Origin of the sequence: Vibrio algarum (assembly GCF_028204155.1) — a bacterium.
GTDB classification, from domain to species: Bacteria; Pseudomonadota; Gammaproteobacteria; order Enterobacterales; family Vibrionaceae; genus Vibrio; species Vibrio algarum.
In genome coordinates this window covers 333,290-349,959 of record NZ_JAQLOI010000001.1, presented here as the reverse complement: position 1 = coordinate 349,959, position 16,670 = coordinate 333,290, and the positions used below count along the sequence as shown (strand labels likewise).

At 39.3% G+C, this 16,670-nt stretch carries 12 protein-coding genes and 4 pseudogenes; 10 read left to right on the top strand and 6 right to left on the bottom strand.

What is annotated here, in order from left to right:
* Window positions 1-97: 97 nt before the first annotated feature.
* Window positions 98-936, bottom strand: a pseudogene (locus PGX00_RS01790) (23S rRNA (adenine(2030)-N(6))-methyltransferase RlmJ).
* A 128-nt stretch (window positions 937-1,064) separates the two neighbouring features.
* Between PGX00_RS01790 and prlC the strand changes: the two are divergent.
* On the top strand, window positions 1,065-3,107 hold the full coding sequence (prlC, locus tag PGX00_RS01785) for an oligopeptidase A (RefSeq protein ID WP_272132412.1): 2,043 nt from the start codon (window positions 1,065-1,067) through the stop codon (window positions 3,105-3,107).
* A 76-nt stretch (window positions 3,108-3,183) separates the two neighbouring features.
* Here prlC and asnC read toward each other — a convergent pair whose 3' ends face one another.
* Window positions 3,184-3,645 (bottom strand): transcriptional regulator AsnC, encoded by a 462-nt coding sequence (gene asnC, locus PGX00_RS01780; RefSeq protein ID WP_272132410.1) that lies wholly within the window; start codon window positions 3,643-3,645, stop codon window positions 3,184-3,186.
* A gap of 97 nt (window positions 3,646-3,742) precedes the next feature.
* Between asnC and PGX00_RS01775 the strand changes: the two are divergent.
* The 3 genes and pseudogenes from PGX00_RS01775 to PGX00_RS01765 all read left to right on the top strand — a co-directional run bounded on the left by PGX00_RS01775 (window position 3,743) and on the right by PGX00_RS01765 (window position 8,252).
* Window positions 3,743-6,884: pseudogene (locus PGX00_RS01775) on the top strand (ABC transporter substrate binding protein).
* A gap of 43 nt (window positions 6,885-6,927) precedes the next feature.
* The gene (locus PGX00_RS01770) at window positions 6,928-7,704 is read left to right on the top strand and encodes a class I SAM-dependent methyltransferase (RefSeq protein ID WP_272132409.1); all 777 of its coding nucleotides are present in this window, start codon (window positions 6,928-6,930) and stop codon (window positions 7,702-7,704) included.
* A 107-nt stretch (window positions 7,705-7,811) separates the two neighbouring features.
* Entirely contained in the window at window positions 7,812-8,252 is a 441-nt protein-coding gene (locus PGX00_RS01765) for a hypothetical protein (RefSeq protein WP_272132407.1), read from the top strand.
* Window positions 8,253-8,348: 96 nt separating this feature from the next.
* Here the strand turns inward: PGX00_RS01765 and PGX00_RS01760 are convergent, their stop codons facing one another.
* Window positions 8,349-9,224 carry a carboxylate/amino acid/amine transporter gene (locus tag PGX00_RS01760; RefSeq protein WP_272132406.1) on the bottom strand — a complete coding sequence of 292 codons (876 nt, stop codon included), beginning with the start codon at window positions 9,222-9,224 and terminating at the stop codon, window positions 8,349-8,351.
* A gap of 61 nt (window positions 9,225-9,285) precedes the next feature.
* Window positions 9,286-9,714 carry a universal stress protein gene (locus PGX00_RS01755; protein WP_272132404.1) on the bottom strand — a complete coding sequence of 143 codons (429 nt, stop codon included), beginning with the start codon at window positions 9,712-9,714 and terminating at the stop codon, window positions 9,286-9,288.
* Between the two features lie 222 nt (window positions 9,715-9,936).
* On the opposite strand from PGX00_RS01755, the gene ftnA reads away from it, so the two are divergent.
* From ftnA to PGX00_RS01730, 5 genes and pseudogenes are all read left to right on the top strand, one after another.
* On the top strand, window positions 9,937-10,467 hold the full coding sequence (ftnA, locus tag PGX00_RS01750; protein ID WP_272132402.1) for a non-heme ferritin: 531 nt from the start codon (window positions 9,937-9,939) through the stop codon (window positions 10,465-10,467).
* 72 nt (window positions 10,468-10,539) lie between these two features.
* Window positions 10,540-10,863, top strand: coding sequence for a universal stress protein UspB (uspB, locus tag PGX00_RS01745; RefSeq protein ID WP_272132400.1), 324 nt, complete (start codon window positions 10,540-10,542; stop codon window positions 10,861-10,863).
* Between the two features lie 202 nt (window positions 10,864-11,065).
* Window positions 11,066-12,201 (top strand): annotated as a pseudogene (locus PGX00_RS01740) (NAD(P)/FAD-dependent oxidoreductase).
* A 228-nt stretch (window positions 12,202-12,429) separates the two neighbouring features.
* Window positions 12,430-13,254 carry an HDOD domain-containing protein gene (locus PGX00_RS01735; protein WP_272132398.1) on the top strand — a complete coding sequence of 275 codons (825 nt, stop codon included), beginning with the start codon at window positions 12,430-12,432 and terminating at the stop codon, window positions 13,252-13,254.
* Between the two features lie 97 nt (window positions 13,255-13,351).
* Window positions 13,352-14,146 (top strand): class II glutamine amidotransferase, encoded by a 795-nt coding sequence (locus PGX00_RS01730; RefSeq protein WP_272132396.1) that lies wholly within the window; start codon window positions 13,352-13,354, stop codon window positions 14,144-14,146.
* Here the strand turns inward: PGX00_RS01730 and PGX00_RS01725 are convergent.
* Entirely contained in the window at window positions 14,114-14,839 is a 726-nt protein-coding gene (locus PGX00_RS01725; RefSeq protein WP_272137887.1) for a DMT family transporter, read from the bottom strand. The two genes, PGX00_RS01730 and PGX00_RS01725, sit on opposite strands and share 33 nt — an antisense overlap.
* Complete coding sequence (locus PGX00_RS01720; RefSeq protein WP_272132395.1) at window positions 14,749-15,075, bottom strand: hypothetical protein; 327 nt, start codon at window positions 15,073-15,075, stop codon at window positions 14,749-14,751. The genes PGX00_RS01725 and PGX00_RS01720 overlap by 91 nt, the downstream gene beginning before the upstream one ends.
* A 42-nt stretch (window positions 15,076-15,117) precedes the next feature.
* Here PGX00_RS01720 and rmuC point away from each other — a divergent pair.
* Window positions 15,118-16,643 (top strand): annotated as a pseudogene (gene rmuC, locus PGX00_RS01715) (DNA recombination protein RmuC).
* Window positions 16,644-16,670: the final 27 nt, after the last annotated feature.

Sequence of the window (16,670 nt, the reverse complement as noted above, 5' to 3'; positions counted from 1 at the left end):
TTTTTAATCTTTCTATCATAAACCTATCGAAGAGAGCATGCGAGAAAGCTCTCCGATGTAATTGTTATTAGATATTCCTAATGTATATGGGGGCTTTTTATTCAGGCACAATCCATTCTATTTTAAAATGACCGGTGGCAGGTGCAATTGCTTCCTTTAAAAATGGAAGAATTTTAGTCATTTGGCTCTCCAACTTCCAAGGAGGGTTAATAACAATCATGCCTGAAGCTGTCATTCCACGCTCGTTGGTGTCTGGTGATACGCCTAGCTCGATTTGAAGAATTTTTCGTATACCTAGAGATTCTAAACCTTCAAGCATGTCTTCAATATCTATACGGCTAACGACCGGATACCAAATAGCATATATGCCACTTGCCCAACGTTTATGACTTTGAGCAATCGCATTGACCACATCTCGATACTCTTTAGCTAATTCGTAAGGAGGGTCAATTAATACCAAGCCGCGTCGCTCTTTAGGGGTAAACTCCCTTTTAAACGCTGAAAGCCGTCTTCTTTATAAATTTTTACCTGACGATCTCGATGAAACTCTTGTTCTAATAAAGGGTAATCACTTGGGTGAAGCTCCGTAAGAATCATTCTATCTTGTGGCCTTAGTTGAGCGCGAGCTACCCTTGGCGAGCCGGGATAATAACGGAGCTCATCGCTATCATTAAGAACCCGAATGGCGTCTAGGTAACTTTGGATGTCTTCAGGGTTTGATGATTGCTGCCAAATACGAGCTATCCCCTGTTTATATTCACCCGTTTTTTCAGACCATTCATGAGTAAGATCGTAACGACCAACACCAGAATGGGTGTCGTGATAGATAAAAGGCTTCTCTTTTTGTTTCAGTGAATCAAGAATTAGGCTCTGTACGATGTGTTTTAGTACGTCTGCGTGATTTCCTGCGTGGAAACTGTGTCTGTAACTTAACAAATTAGACTCTCTGTATGCTCATGAATGTGATAAACAATTTACTTTCAAACCTTTTCATTATACGCCACTATTGAAAATTCTATAAGCCGCCTACATTTAGATATAAAGATTTTATAAAGGAACATCTTATGTCCAACCCACTTTTAGATTTTACGGACTTACCACCCTTTTCTGAGATTAAACCAGAATATGTAAAACCAGCGGTAGAACAAGCTATTGCGGACTGCAGAATTAAAATTGAACAGGTTCTAGATGGTAACAGTAACCCGAGTTGGGAGACGATTTGTGAGCCTTTAGCTGAGGTGGACGACAAATTAAGCAGAATTTGGTCCCCCGTTAGCCATATGAACTCAGTCGTTAACAGCCAAGAACTCCGTGAAGCCTATGAAAGTTGCCTACCTCTTCTATCAGAATATGGCACGTGGGTAGGTCAGCATAAAGGGCTATATGAAGCTTATAAGTCGATCAAAGCAAGTTCAGTCTTTGATGGATTGTCTCAAGCCAAAAAGAAAAGCATCACCGATGCGTTACGAGACTTCGAATTATCAGGTATTGGGTTACCGGCAAATGAACAGCATCGCTATGGTGAAATCAGTAAGCGCATGTCTGAGCTAGGCTCTCAATTCTCTAATAATGTTCTCGATGCCACGATGGGTTGGACAAAGCATGTAACAGAAGAATCTGAACTAAAAGGAATGCCAGAATCAGCCATGGATGCGGCAAAAGCGGCAGCCGAATCAAAAGAGCTAGATGGTTGGTTGTTAACTCTAGATATTCCATCTTATCTTCCAGTATTAACCTACTGTGATAATCAAAGTCTACGCCAAGAAATGTATGAAGCCTATGTTACGAGAGCTTCAGATCGCGGACCAATGGCTGGGAAATGGGATAATACAGAAGTGATGGCGGAGCAGCTTAAGCTACGTCATGAAATTTCTAGGCTGCTTGGTTTTGCTACGTATAGTGAAAAATCATTAGCAACTAAAATGGCAGAGACACCAGAACAAGTGCTCGGCTTCTTAAATGACCTAGCAACAAAAGTTAAGCCTCAGGGTGAAAAAGAGGTACATGAGCTAACCGAATTCGCACAAAAAGAATTTGGTGTGACAGAGCTGAAGCTTTGGGATATTGCCTACTACAGTGAAAAGCAAAAGCAGCATTTGTTCCAAATTTCTGATGAAGAACTCCGACCTTACTTCCCTGAGTCTAAAGCGGTCAGTGGCCTTTTTGAAGTGCTCAATCGCGTGTTTAATATGACAGTTGTTGAGAAAGAAGGTGTTGATACTTGGCATGATTCGGTTCGATTTTTTGATATTTATGATGGAGAAAATACGCTTCGTGGTAGCTTTTATCTTGATCTCTATGCTCGTGAAAACAAACGAGGTGGCGCATGGATGGATGAATGTCGCGTTAGACGTATTACCGCAAGTGGCGAATTACAAACACCAGTTGCTTATTTAACCTGTAACTTTAACAAACCTGTCGGAGATAAACCGGCTCTCTTTACCCATGATGAGGTTGTTACCCTATTTCATGAGTTTGGCCATGGTATCCATCATATGCTGACTCAGGTTGACGTTTCTGCTGTGTCAGGAATAAATGGTGTACCTTGGGATGCGGTTGAGCTACCAAGCCAATTCTTAGAAAATTGGTGTTGGGAAGAAGAAGCTTTGGCATTTATTTCTGGGCATTACGAAACAGGGGAACCACTCCCTAGTGAAATGTTAGAGAAAATGTTAGCAGCGAAAAACTTCCAGTCTGCAATATTTATCTTACGTCAGCTTGAGTTTGGTTTATTCGATTTCACATTACATACTGAGTTTGACCCAGAAGTAGGGCCTAGAGTGCTTGAAACGTTGGCTGAAGTGAAAAGCAAAGTTGCCGTATTACCAAGCCTAGAGTGGAACCGATTTTCTCACGCGTTTAGCCATATTTTTGCTGGTGGTTATAGTGCAGGCTACTATAGCTACCTTTGGGCAGAAGTACTCAGTTCAGATGCTTTCTCCCGTTTTGAGGAAGAAGGCATTTTTAACGAAGAGACAGGTAAAAGCTTTCTTAACAATATTTTAGAAATGGGTGGTAGCGAAGAACCTATGGAGTTATTTAAGCGCTTTAGAGGCCGAGAGCCGAATATAGAAGCGTTATTAAGGCACTCTGGTATCAGTGGGTAAGAAATAGTGCTAGGTACTCAGTTCTTGTCGTTAAATCTGAGAAATGAGTGCCTAGAAATCCTTGCTTTGAAGATGGTTATGGAATCACATTACGATTAATGGGATTTTGAAGTGAGATCAATGTTTCTGTCGATTGCACTTCATCTATAGCCTGCAACTTATCTATTAACACATACTGTAACTCTTCAATGGAACGACACATTAATTTCACGAAGATATTATATGCCCCAGTAGTGTAATAAGCTTCAACAACTTCATCCAGTGCATTTAGCTTCTCTAGAGCTGAGTGATAATCTCTAGCTGCATTTAAATTAATACCTATAAAACAGCAAACATCATAACCGAGTTTTTTAGGGTTAATTATTACCTCTGTGCCTTCAATAATCTCTGCCGCTTTCATTTTTTCAATGCGTACATGAATCGTTGCTGGGCTTACATCAAATTGCTTTGCCATCTCAGCATAAGGTCGTCGTGCATCTGCTAATAATGTTTTTAAGATAGCTCGGTCTAAGTCATCGAGACGAGTAGTAGTGTGCATTGATTGGATAACCGATCTAGGAATGTGGGTAACAAGAGTATATTTTATTCGATTGGGTGTTACTATTGTTTTGGCTATTATTCAAATTATCTCGAGTGTGAAGGACAAAAATTTCTGTGAGAATTCTTATACTGCTGTTCTTTTTTTCAGCGTTTCTGTTAGCGCTAAAGAGAAAGATGTCCTTGTCATACATTCTTATCATCAAGGATATTTGTGGTCTGACGATTTTCAAAAAGGATTAGAATATATCCTCACGGAGAACAAGATCCCAAATCGAGTGCTCTATTTAGACACTAAACGTCATCAATCAAAAGAGTATTTAAAGCAGCTCATCCAACTCTATACCGTTAAGCTAAAGAACGAAAAGTTTAAAGCCATTATCGTCAACGATAACAATGCACTTAGATTGATAAACAGCCTCGGACACATACTAGGTGACACACCTGTAATATTCAGCGGTATCAATGGTTATAAGGCTAAGTTGCACGCTAATTTAAACGCGACTGGAGTGGTTTCTAGAGTAGAAATACAAGGCAATGTTGAGTTAATAAAAAGGCTACAACCAAATGTAGATAAGATATTTGTCGTGACAGGAGGATCAGTTACCGGAAAGGGTGTTCGAGATACGATAGATAAGTATCTTGAAGAGTTTCCAAATAATCGTGAGTTAGTAGAACATTATGTACCTAAAACATATGAAGCGCTTATTTCCTTTCTAACTAAAGCGCCAGGAAATAGCGCGATTCTTTATTGGAGCTTTTTCAATGAAAAACTGAATACAAGTAACGACAAAGAATTAAGAGAAAAAATAGATGAATTATCTTCTGTCCCTGTCTACGTATTTCACGATTCATTATTTGGCTATGGAACGGTTGGTGGCGTTGTTCATAGTGGAGTATCTCAAGGAAAATCAACCGGTCTACTGTTAGTGGATGTACTTTCTAACCTTCCAGGCCCTATACCAGCCGTTAGGTTAGCTACACCAGAGATTAGGCTTGATTTCAGTGCGATAGAAAAATGGAAACTCAATATAAGCCAAGAAAATAGCGCGGCTAATTTGATCAACCAACCAGAAAAAGACTTTAAGCGCATTCAAGTCGTCATTGTTGTTTTTTTGTTGATGGCAGCCATTATCATGGCGCTTCTTTATTATCTACGTCGACTCAGTAGCAGTGAATCTAAAGTCAGACAAAGCCAATCTTTACTTGAGTCCGTCATAGAGCAAAGTCATCAATATATCGCCATTCTCGATAAATATGGCAGAGTTCTTTCAAGTAATAATAAATTTCATGAATTGGTTTTTGAACAGGGGTTAGCCATAGAAAAACCAATATGGTACTTCAATGGTTGGGAAGACAAAGGTGCTAAAAAGTTAGGGCGGTTCTTTGAATCTAACACCGAGCAGCTTTCAACTCGTTTTGAGATTGAAGCGCTTTGTAAGGCATCGGGAAGTATTTTACTAGATGTCGTACTTAATAAATTGCCAGAAGAGTCCGGTGTTGATTCACAGTATTTATTCGAAGCGAATGACATCACAGTTGGAAAGTTGGCGCAACAGAAGTTAATAGAGCGTGAGTCGACTATGCGGACTTACTATGAACAACAACCGGTGATGATGTTAACGTTGGATGAAAATAACCGGATACAAGCTCTTAATAAATTTGCACAAGAACTATTAGGCTACGGTGAACTAGAAGTGTTGGGGCATCGCTTAAGAGACTTTTATGCTGATGAAGATACATTGCCCGCGAAACAACTATTGTTGAATAAAGAGCATGAGATAAACGGGGTATGGAGAAGAGAGACTAGATATAGACACAAAGATGGCTCGACATTGTGGATTCGGGAGAATATTCGTCCCTTAGATCATTATGGTAAATTGTTGATGGTAGGAGAGGATATAACAGAAATTCATCTACTGACCGAGCAGTTGGAATATCAAGCTCGCTATGATTTGCTTACCGAGACATTTAATAGAAACCATTTCGAAATAGAACTGGAACAGTCTTTAATAGAAATTGGCGATCACTTACGTACACATGCAATGCTTTATTTAGACCTTGATCAGTTGAAAGTACTTAATGATACGGCTGGTCATGAAGCTGGTGATGCCGCTATTAAGTTTTCAGCAATGGTGGTTGAGTCTGTATTACCGTACAACTCGGTATTGTCTCGAATGGGGGGATGAATTTGCGGTCCTATTAAGAGACTGCACTGAAATAGACGCGCAAAATATAGCTAAGGCTATTATCAATGAGTTAAGTCGCAATACCTTTCAATGGGATGACATATCACTAAATATTACGTGCTCAATTGGAATTCGATTGATTGATCATACTGCCGATTCGCCGCAAATGGTACATGCTCAAGCTGATACAGCTTGCCATGCGGCAAAGGATGAGGGAAGAAATAGATTTCATCTATACCATCAAGATGATGAAGAGTTGCGTCGTCGTCAGTCGGAGATGGAGTGCGTTAACTTAGTTCATGAAGCTTTGGCTAATAATCGACTAGAGTTATTTGCACAAACTATTTTGCAGCTGGAAGAGTGCAATGATTCTTGCAAGATGCATTTTGAAATCTTAGTTCGGATAAAAAGTGCTGAAGGGGACTATATTTCGCCAGGAATATTTATGCCTGCTTCAGAAAAATATAACGTAGCACACCTTATAGATAAAGCTGTAGTGACACAGACTTTAGGTTGGTTGGAGTCCAATATATCCAATTATGATGAACTTGGAATTTGTTCGATTAATCTATCTGGACAATCGATAGGAAACAGAGAGTTTGTACACTTCTTGTTACAGGCTATTGAACATAGTCAGGTACCGAGCCATAAGATTTGTTTGGAAATTACCGAAACAGCTGCAATGGGTAATATGGATCGCGCCATAGAGTTATTTAGCCAAATTAAACAACGAGGTTGCTTGATCGCATTGGACGATTTCGGTTCGGGCTTATCATCGTTTGGTTATCTTAAGAAGCTCCCTGTTGATATCGTTAAAATAGATGGTCTGTTTGTTCGCGATATGGATAACAACGAAACGGATTTTATCATGGTTCGCTCTATCAATGATTTAGCCAAGCAAATGGGTAAAAAAACAGTCGCTGAATTTGTAGAAAACACAGCTATTATTGATAGGTTGCTCGAATTGGGCGTCGACTATGCACAGGGCTACGTTATTAGTAAACCCAAACCATTAGCCGAATTGGTAGCAGAACTGCAAGGCATTCAGTAAAATACACCAACGAAACTAAACCTACCTTAATTTGGAGCATCCATTGCGTCTGCAACTTATCTGTGAAGAAAACATAGATTCCAATCGGCTTGGTCTTATTGCTGAAACTTGGTCATTACAACATGACTCCGACAGTAATTTTGCTTTGGTTTTGACTGCAGAAAGACTAGAGCTTAGAAAAATAGATGAACCCAAATTAGGCGCAATCTATGTTGATCTTGTCGGTGGTGCTGTTGGACACAGACGAAAGTTTGGTGGTGGAAAAGGGCAGTCTATTGCTAAGGCTGCAGGGCTTAATAAAGGAGTCACACCAAGTGTTTTGGATGCAACTGCAGGTTTAGGCAGAGACGCCTTTGTACTCGCTTCTTTAGGGTGTCACGTACAGATGGTAGAGAGAAACTCTATAGTGGCCGCTTTATTAGATGATGGTTTAGAAAGAGCGAAAATAGATCCAGAAATTGGGACTTGGGTTTCTGAAAGAATGTCGCTTTTGCATGCTTCTAGCCATGACGCATTGTATCAACTATCTCAAGATAAAGACTTTAAGAGGCCTGATGTGGTTTATCTTGACCCTATGTACCCTCACCCAGAGGGTAAAAAATCTGCATTAGTGAAAAAAGAGATGAGAGTGTTTCAATCGCTAGTGGGAGCAGATCTAGATGCGGATGGCTTATTTGAACCAGCAATGCAGCTGGCTAAAAAGCGCGTCATAGTAAAAAGGCCAGATTACGCCGATTGGCTGAATCAACAAAAACCAAGTATGGCGATTAAAACGAAGAAAAATCGATTCGACGTATATGTAAAAGAATCAATGACATAGTTGATTTGATAAAACTTAGTTATTGCATCCAGATGAAAACAAGGCTATATCTAACTAATAATCATTCTCAATTACTGTGGGGATGTAATATTAGCTGGAGTAGTCACATGACAAAGCGTTTGTGTAAGTTGAATAGAAGTGAAATATCTGCAGGGTTAGGTGAAATTTATTCTCTTGTCAGTGATGCAAAGTATCTTTGTCGCTCTTGTGCACGCTCTTCTCAAGATAGCTCCCAACTCTGTAAACCAGCAGCAATCCCACCACAATCGTGTCTAGCCAAAAGCACACATGAAAAACAACAGTGTGCCGTATTATTTGATACCTTGAACACCTCAAAATTATCAACAGATTTGCAAAGTGAAGTGACTAGGAAAGAGTTAAAGCAGGCTAAGAAGCAAGCCAAGAAACAGAAAAAATACGTAAAAAAGATGGCCAGTATTTTGAAAAAACAGAATAAATTATTTAAAAAACAGAAAAAAATTGAAGAGCAGTTTTTAAAGTTCAATATTGTGTGTAATGAGCATAACTCCCAATCAGCGCTCCATTAATCCTGCGTTCAAATGATAGACAGGATGTGCGACCAGTTCCGTTTAGGGCCGACATCCTGACTGAAAGTAAAGATAAATATACAAACTTCCCAACCGCTATGAGTTGTAAGAAAGAACGACTTTTCTTTTGATGATGGTCTCGTTTATCCAAAGAGACAATAAAATAATTATGCCACCCAGTAATAACCTAGGTATATCCACATCACGGTTCCAAATAAGAATGTTGACGACTAATCCTGCGGGTACTAATGCATTATTCATAACTGCTAACGCACCTGCATTGACCATGCACGCGCCTTTATTCCACATAAAGTAGCCTAAGCCCGAAGCAATTAAGCCAAGGTAGGTCAAAATACCCCATTGCGTCATGGTTGTGGGTAGCCTCTCAATATTGCCAAAAAGAGCAAACGCAATGACTGCTACACACACTGCACCTAAATAGAAATAGCCAAATACAGTATGTTGAGGAAGTGTTACTTGCTCTTTTTCCATGATGACCTTATATCCCACTTGTCCAATTGCAAAACAGAGGTTTGCACCTTGAACAACTAAAAAGCCAGCAAGAAAGTTATCGTTCACTCCGGAAAATTTAATGACAGCTGCGCCTGAAACAGCGATAACCGCCGTAATTAGATACCAAGGTGAAAAGCGGCCTTTGAGTAGGTCATAGACAAGAGTGACATAAATGGGTGTAAAAACGGTGAAAAGTAGCACTTCAGGTACAGAGAGTAATAAAAAGGAGTGATAGTAAAAGCAGTACATTAGACCTAGCTGTATTCCTCCTACTAGCATTAGTTTGAGGATTAGAGCTTTCGAAATATCTCGAAACTTTAAAAATGGGAGAAAAACAACAGCAGCAAGAATAACTCGCATTAATACTGAAAACCAAGAATCGACTTGACCAGCAAGATAAACGCCAATCAAACTAAATGAAAATGCCCATAAAAGGGTCACTGCAGAAAGGTAGAGCATGTCTTATTTACCTAATGAATGTCTGAGCCCGCAGTGTACCCGAATTTAATCGCTAATTTAATTAATCCTCATGTAATGGCACCACTAACATATCAACCGGAACACTATTCAGTAATTGCTTGGTTGAAGAAAGTATGACACTCCAGAAATCTTGGTGGTGGCCACAAATAACTAAATCGACATCTTTTTTGTCAATTGTTTCTTTAAGTTCATACCCTAAATCACCACTTCCGACTAAAGTATGTTTGATGGGCATATTCGCTTCTTCAGCGAGTACTTTTAGTTGAGCTAATGAGGCTTCCATAGCATGGTTCTGTGTTTCTGCTAAATTGATATCAATGAGGCCTGTGTATATTTCAGCGTAATTTACATCTATATGTATAAAGGATACTTCTGCGCCCAAAGGTTGGGCTAATGCTACGGCTTTTTCTATCAGGACTTTACTTTCTTTACTGAGGTCTATTGCAACCAAAATATGTTTATAGCTCATAGTACTATCTCCATTTAAAGGGGCTTACTATTTAAGCCTAGCACCAAATTTCAAAAAAATTTGTCGTTGTGATCTCATATCCCTACCTGTTTTTTTAGACGCAGCTCTAATGCTTTTTTGCTTCGTGGTATAGTAAGGCGTAATCTACAGTTCATCAGAAAAATTTTGGTCGTCAGACTAAAGTTTAAAATAACAAATTAAATGAGCCAAAAGGGAGCCTTCATGCTATCTCAAACAATGATCGATCAATTAAATGAGCAAATTAACCTAGAATTTTTCTCATCCAATCTATACTTACAAATGAGTGCTTGGTGTGAAGATAAAGGTTTTGAAGGTGCAGCTTTGTTTTTAAGATCTCATGCTGTCGAAGAAATGGAGCACATGCAACGCCTATTTACCTATGTTAGTGAGACAGGAGCGATGCCTATTTTAGGTACTATTGAAGCTCCTAAGTATGACTTTAATAGCCTTGGAGAGGTTTTTCGTGAAACCTATGAACATGAGCAAATGATTACAGAAAGAATCAATAAATTGGCTCATGTTGCGTTCACAGCACAAGACTACTCAACGTTTAATTTCTTACAGTGGTATGTTTCTGAACAGCATGAAGAAGAAAAACTGTTTAAAGGGATTTTAGATAAGCTAGATCTTGTTGGTGAAGATGGTAAGGCGTTGTTCTTTATCGATAAAGACTTAGCGGTAATGGCAAAAGAAGGTTCATCTTCCATTATGGAAGCCGGTGCAGCTGAGTAGTTAGTTGCAAAAGAAAAGATAAGTGAGGGCATCTTTTTCTTTCGGCTTCTTAGGAGGTGTAGGGAGGAAAAGATGATCAGTGGAGACACTATAATATTCACTCTTATGCTTATTGTGAGCATAAACTTAGCGCGCTATTTAACTGCATTGCGGTCGTTAATCTATGTTATGCGTGAGGCACATCCGTTACTTTATCAACAGGTTGATGGCGGTGGTTTTTTCACAACGCATGGCAATGTAATGAAGCAGGTTCGACTTTTTCATTACATTAAAGACAGGGAGTACTTACATCACCACGACCCAGTCTTTATGAGTAAGTGTACAAAAGTAAGAGAGTTGTTTATTTTGTTTGTCGCTTTGATTGCGGTGACCTTGTTTGCGTCGTTTTTAGTTTAGCGAGCGAGGTTAAATGACTACTAGAAGTCGACACTTCAGTAGTTATGTGCTCATAGATTGGCAAGAACGCAGAGAATAGCTAAAATGCTTCTCAATTTGAGGATGTACGAATTCGTGCATCCTTTTTATTTTTTAAGAAAGGGTAAAAAGCGTGGTAACTAAGGTAGACGTAGTCATCGTTGGAGCGGGTGCAGCAGGGCTTATGTGCGCCATAGAGGCGGGTAAACGAGGACGAAAAGTACTGGTGCTTGATCATGCTAAAAAACCCGGTCGCAAGATCCTTATTTCTGGTGGTGGTAAATGTAATTTTACTAATTACGATGTCTCATCGAACCATTATCTTTGCCAAAATCCTCACTTTGTAAAATCGGCATTATCTCAATATACCAATTGGGATTTTATCTCGTTAGTTTCTAAGCATGATATTGAATTTGAAGAGCGTGAGCATGGACAACTCTTTTGTGTGGATTCTGCAAAACAAATAGTCACCATGTTGTTAGATGAATGCAACCAAGTTGGGGTTAATTATCAATATCAATCGGACATTCACAGTATAAAAAAACCGAAGGCGGTTTTTCTTTGCACGCGAATACCGAACAAATTGAATGTGAGTCTTTGGTTGTGGCAACCGGAGGACTTTCAATGCCAAAGCTGGGGGCGACCCCATTTGGTTACAAAATAGCGGAACAGTTCGATATTCCCATTGTTCAAACCACGGCGGGCTTAGTGCCATTCACCTTGCATAAGGAAGATAAAGAAGATCTATCCAACCTTTCTGGAATTGCTATCCCTGCGGAGATTACTTCAAGTGACGGAACCGTCTTCAAAGAAGCGCTGCTTTTTACACACAGAGGACTATCTGGCCCTTCTGTATTACAAATATCCTCATACTGGAAAGCAGGGCAAGAAGTCTTAATCAATCTGGTGCCAGAAATAGATGTCGAAGCACTTTTGATAAGCTCTAAAGAAAAACACCCAAATCAAAGCTTAAAAAATACGTTGGCTAAAGTGTTGCCTAAGCGCTTAGTAGAAGCCTTAATCGATAGAAAAAACCTGAACGACAAACCATTAAAGCAGATGAATGAAAAAGAGTTACAGAATACGGTACTGGCATTAGAGAATTGGCAGATCAAGCCCAATGGTACTGAAGGTTACAGAACAGCTGAAGTAACGCTTGGAGGGGTAGATACAGATTTTATTTCTTCTAAGACAATGGAAGCTAAAAAAACCAAAGGACTCTATTTTACTGGTGAAGTGTTAGACGTATCTGGTTGGTTAGGAGGGTACAATTTTCAGTTTGCTTGGAGTAGTGGTTTTGTTGCTGGGCAGTGGGTTTAATTAATTGTTTTAAAAGCGCATTTTTTCATCTAGATATGGCTGGTATTTTAACGCTTAAACTTGAAAATTGGATAGTTACCCTAAATGTAAGCATATAAAAGGTGAAAGTTGAAAATTAGAGCAAGATTAATTTCTCTATACAGCTCTCTATACGGCTGCTAAATCCTAGCTCCTGAATTCAATCTGTCCTATATTCATGAGAGATATTTGATTATAGGACATAAATTCATGGGAATAGAAGAACGATTATCAAAGGTCGAAGCGTTACCTAGAATCGAGCAAGTATTGCAAGACGCACTTAATATCGTCAATCATGATCATTTTGATTTTGATGAGCTAACAATTAAGCTGTCTATGGATCAGCTTCTAAGCACTAGCATATTAAGAATGGCAAATTCGGCTCAATTTGGTGGACGAAGAGAGATATCTTCACTCAATGAAGCGATAGTAAGATTAGGTGAAGATAATATTCGAACACTTGTCCGTTCTTCAGTGCTATCCATGGCATTTCCTGTGATTAAAACGATCAGTTTGAAAGACTATTGGTCGAAAAATTTTGAAATATCTACGATTGCGAGCAAGATTGGTGTCATCTCCGGGTTGGATAAAAACGAAGTGTTTACAACCGGTACTCTTCATAATATTGGCGAGTTAATGATTCATGCCAATTTACCTGTTGAAGCCAAATTGATGATAGATAGAATTGCAAAAGGTGAAGATCCGTATCGAGTTCAAGAAGAGCTATTGAATACAACCGTTCCTTATCTGGGGGCGAGATTGGCCCATGCCTGGAACTTTCCTCCTCAAATGGTTGAAGCTATTTTCTTCCTACCGAATCCTGAAAAAGCAAAGCTTTCTCCAACACTTGCGCATACTATCCGTTTTGCAAGTGACCTTCATACCGTTTGGGACTCTTTGATCGATGAAGAGAAAGAAGCCTTTATTTCAACTCATCCTAGCGCGATTGCTTTGAGACTAAACAAAAATATCATTGCAACCATAGATAACGAACGTGGAAAAGGTTTTGAGTTGGCTTATAAGGTGTTTGCATAGAATGGCACTTTAATGGGGGCAGATTTAAATAGAATTCTAACAACGACTGATCGATAATGAATAATCGAGGCTAAAAATAGTATAAAAGGAAATTACTATGTGTCGTTGGTTAGCCTATCAAGGAGACCCTATCTACATGGATGAGCTGGTGTATAAACCAGAACATTCATTAATTCATCAAAGTATTGATGCTAGAAAAGCAGTAACACGCGTCAATGCAGATGGTTTTGGTTTAGGCTGGTATACGGAAAGAGATACTCCGGGGATTTTTCATGAAGTGATGCCTGCATGGGGAGATGAAAACCTTGTTTCTTTAACTCATCATATCCGAACACATCGCTTTATGGCTCATGTACGTTCTTCCACGGGAGCTACTGTCTCTCGTTCAAACTGTCATCCTTTTGTTATTGGAAATTGGATGTTCCTACATAATGGCCAAATTCCAGAGTTTGATTCGGTTAAGTTTGAATTAGAACGTCGTTTACCTGAGCATTTATATTTACGACAAAAAGGAACAACGGATAGTGAGCTCATCTTTTTGATGATGTTTAAGCATGGTTTGTTAGAAAATCCTGCGAATGCTATTCAAGCGACATTTGATGAAATAAAACAGCAGCTAAATAAAAAAGGGATAGAAGACCCGTTTAAGGCGTCGATCTGTTTATCAGATGGTGAGAATTATTGGATTGCTCGATACAGTACAGATGAATTTCCGCCTACTGTTTATATGCAGCAGACGGAGCATAATATTGTTTTTGCCTCTGAACCATTAGATAAAGCAAGTAAATGGGAAGTTATTCCTGCCCAATCATTGCTATATGTAGTGGGAAAAAAGTGTTTACTCATAAACTGTTGTGAATTAAGCCTTCCTTTTCAACTGCTGTATGAGTAATCCTATAACGATTAAAATTAGCCCTATTAAAGTCGATACGTGTATTTCCTCGCCGATGATATAGGCGAGCAAAAGCAAAGATACAAATGGTGAGATAAAAATTAAGTTACTTATTCTTGCCGTATTTTGAGTCGACTTAAGGGCTGATATCCAGAGTACAAAGGTAATTCCCATTTCAAATAAGCCCACATAAGTAACAGCAGCCCACCCTTGAATACTCATATCCCATGATGATTGTTCATAGAAACAAAGAGCAATGGCGAAGGGTAACGCAACCATGAAACCTAAAAAAACACCAATTACGGGATCGGCTTTGTTTTTAGTGTTCAGAATCCAATAGCCAGCCCAAAGTAACGTTGATAACAACGCTAAGCCAACGCCCAAAGGGCTATCAAAATTAAGCGCAAGTAGATCTCCTTTTGTAGCAATAACAACGACACCAAAATAGCCTAGAGCACAGGCAATCCAATCTTGTTTTTTTATTTTTTGACCAAGAAAAACGGCAGCCATTAGAGTTAACGTAATAGCCCAGCTGTAATTTAATGGCTGAGCTTGTGACGCTGGGAGTAAGTCGTAGGCCTTAAAGAGAATTAAGTAATACGCTAAAGGGTTAATGAGACCAAGGATGATGAAATAAAATGGATTAGAAAAAAAGTAGTAACTATCTGATTGATTTTTCCTTGGAAGTAACAGAGCACAAATAAGGTTAGTGCAGAAACAAAACTTGCCACAGTTAACATTTGAATAGGCGTAAACTCTTGCAAGGTTAATTTAAATGCAGTGGCGACTGTTGACCAAAGCATGACAGCAGCAATACCGAACCCTAAAGCGCGACGTTCATTAATCATGGTATGTTTTGTTTTGTTTAATTGGATCTGGATACTAACACTTCTTGAATCACCTAAGGACTGGACATTTATCCAGTGCACACTTACCATTTGCCCAGAACTCAAAGGATTAAGACTGACATTATGCAGTGGATTATAGAAAATCAAGAACTCGTTATTACCATTATTGTAAGTGGTATTGTCGCAGCGCTTATCGTTGGCTGGTGGATAAAACAGAAATATCAATTCCAAATACAGTTATTGGAGCAACAAGCGGAAGCCGAAAAAACTTGCTTCAAGCAAAAAATGAGCAGCTTGAATTGAGTCTCAAGCAAGCTCAAACAGAGTTAGATCATCTTGATATCGAAAGAGATAAAACTGCCCATGAATTAACACACACCCATGGTCAGTTAATGGCAGCTATGGAAAATTTGAGCCACTTTGATGCTGTTAAAAAAGAACGGTTACGATACTCACAACTACTTGACTTAGCACGAGAAGAAATATCACAGAGAAAAGCAGAGTTCAGAGAACAACAAGCCAGACATCAAGAAGAAAGCAAGTCAGCCAATGAAAAGCTTGAGTTGTTAGAGAAGGCTGAACAACGCTTAAAACAAGAATTTGAACAACTCGCTAACAGCCTCTTTGAAGCTAAAACAGCGAAAGTTGATCAACAGAACAAGCAAAGTCTTGAAGGGTTACTCACGCCACTAAAAGAACAGTTAGAAGGTTTTAAAAAGCAAGTAACAGATAGCTATGGAATGGAAGCGAAAGAGCGACACACTTTAGTTCATGAGATCAAAAGCTTACAAAAACTCAATGAGCATATGACGCGAGAAGCCGTAAATTTAACTCAGGCTTTGAAAGGTGACAATAAGCAACAAGGTAATTGGGGTGAAGTGGTTCTCGCTAGAGTATTAGCTGAATCCGGTCTGCGCGAAGGTCATGAGTATCAGACCCAAGTGAGTTTGCAAAATGAAGCAGGCAAGCGCTATCAACCCGATGTCATTGTTTATCTACCTTATGAAAAGCAAGTCGTAGTGGATTCTAAAATGGCTTTGGTTGCTTATGAAAGATACTTCAATGCAGAATCGAATGACGATAAGCAGCAAGCGTTAAGCGAGCACTTATCGGCGTTACGCGCCCATATCAAGGGTTTGAGTCTAAAAGATTACCAGCATCTAAAAGGCATACAGAGTCTTGATTATGTATTAATGTTCATTCCTGTTGAGCCAGCTTTCCAGATTGCAATAGAGGCCGATCCAAGTCTTGTGAAAGATGCGATGGAAAGCAATATTATTTTGGTTAGCCCTACCACGTTGCTAGTGGCATTAAGAACGATTGATAACCTTTGGCGAAATGAAAGACAAAATCAAAATGCTAAGGTCATTGCTGATAGAGCCAGTAAGCTGTATGACAAGTTAAGGCTCTTCTTGGTAGATATGGAATCGATAGGTCAATCGTTAGATAAAGCCAACCAAAATTACCAAGGAGCAATGAATAAACTCGCCACTGGTCGGGGGAATGTTATTAGACAGGCAGAAAGCTTTAAAGAGTTAGGCGTAGAGGTTAAACGCCCAATCCCGATAAGTATTATTGAGTTAGAGCAAAATAGCTTGATGGAAGAACCGTCAAAAGAAAGACATCAGGCAGAGGATAAAGTAAACTGACGGTCCGCAAATTTTACAGATTTGTGA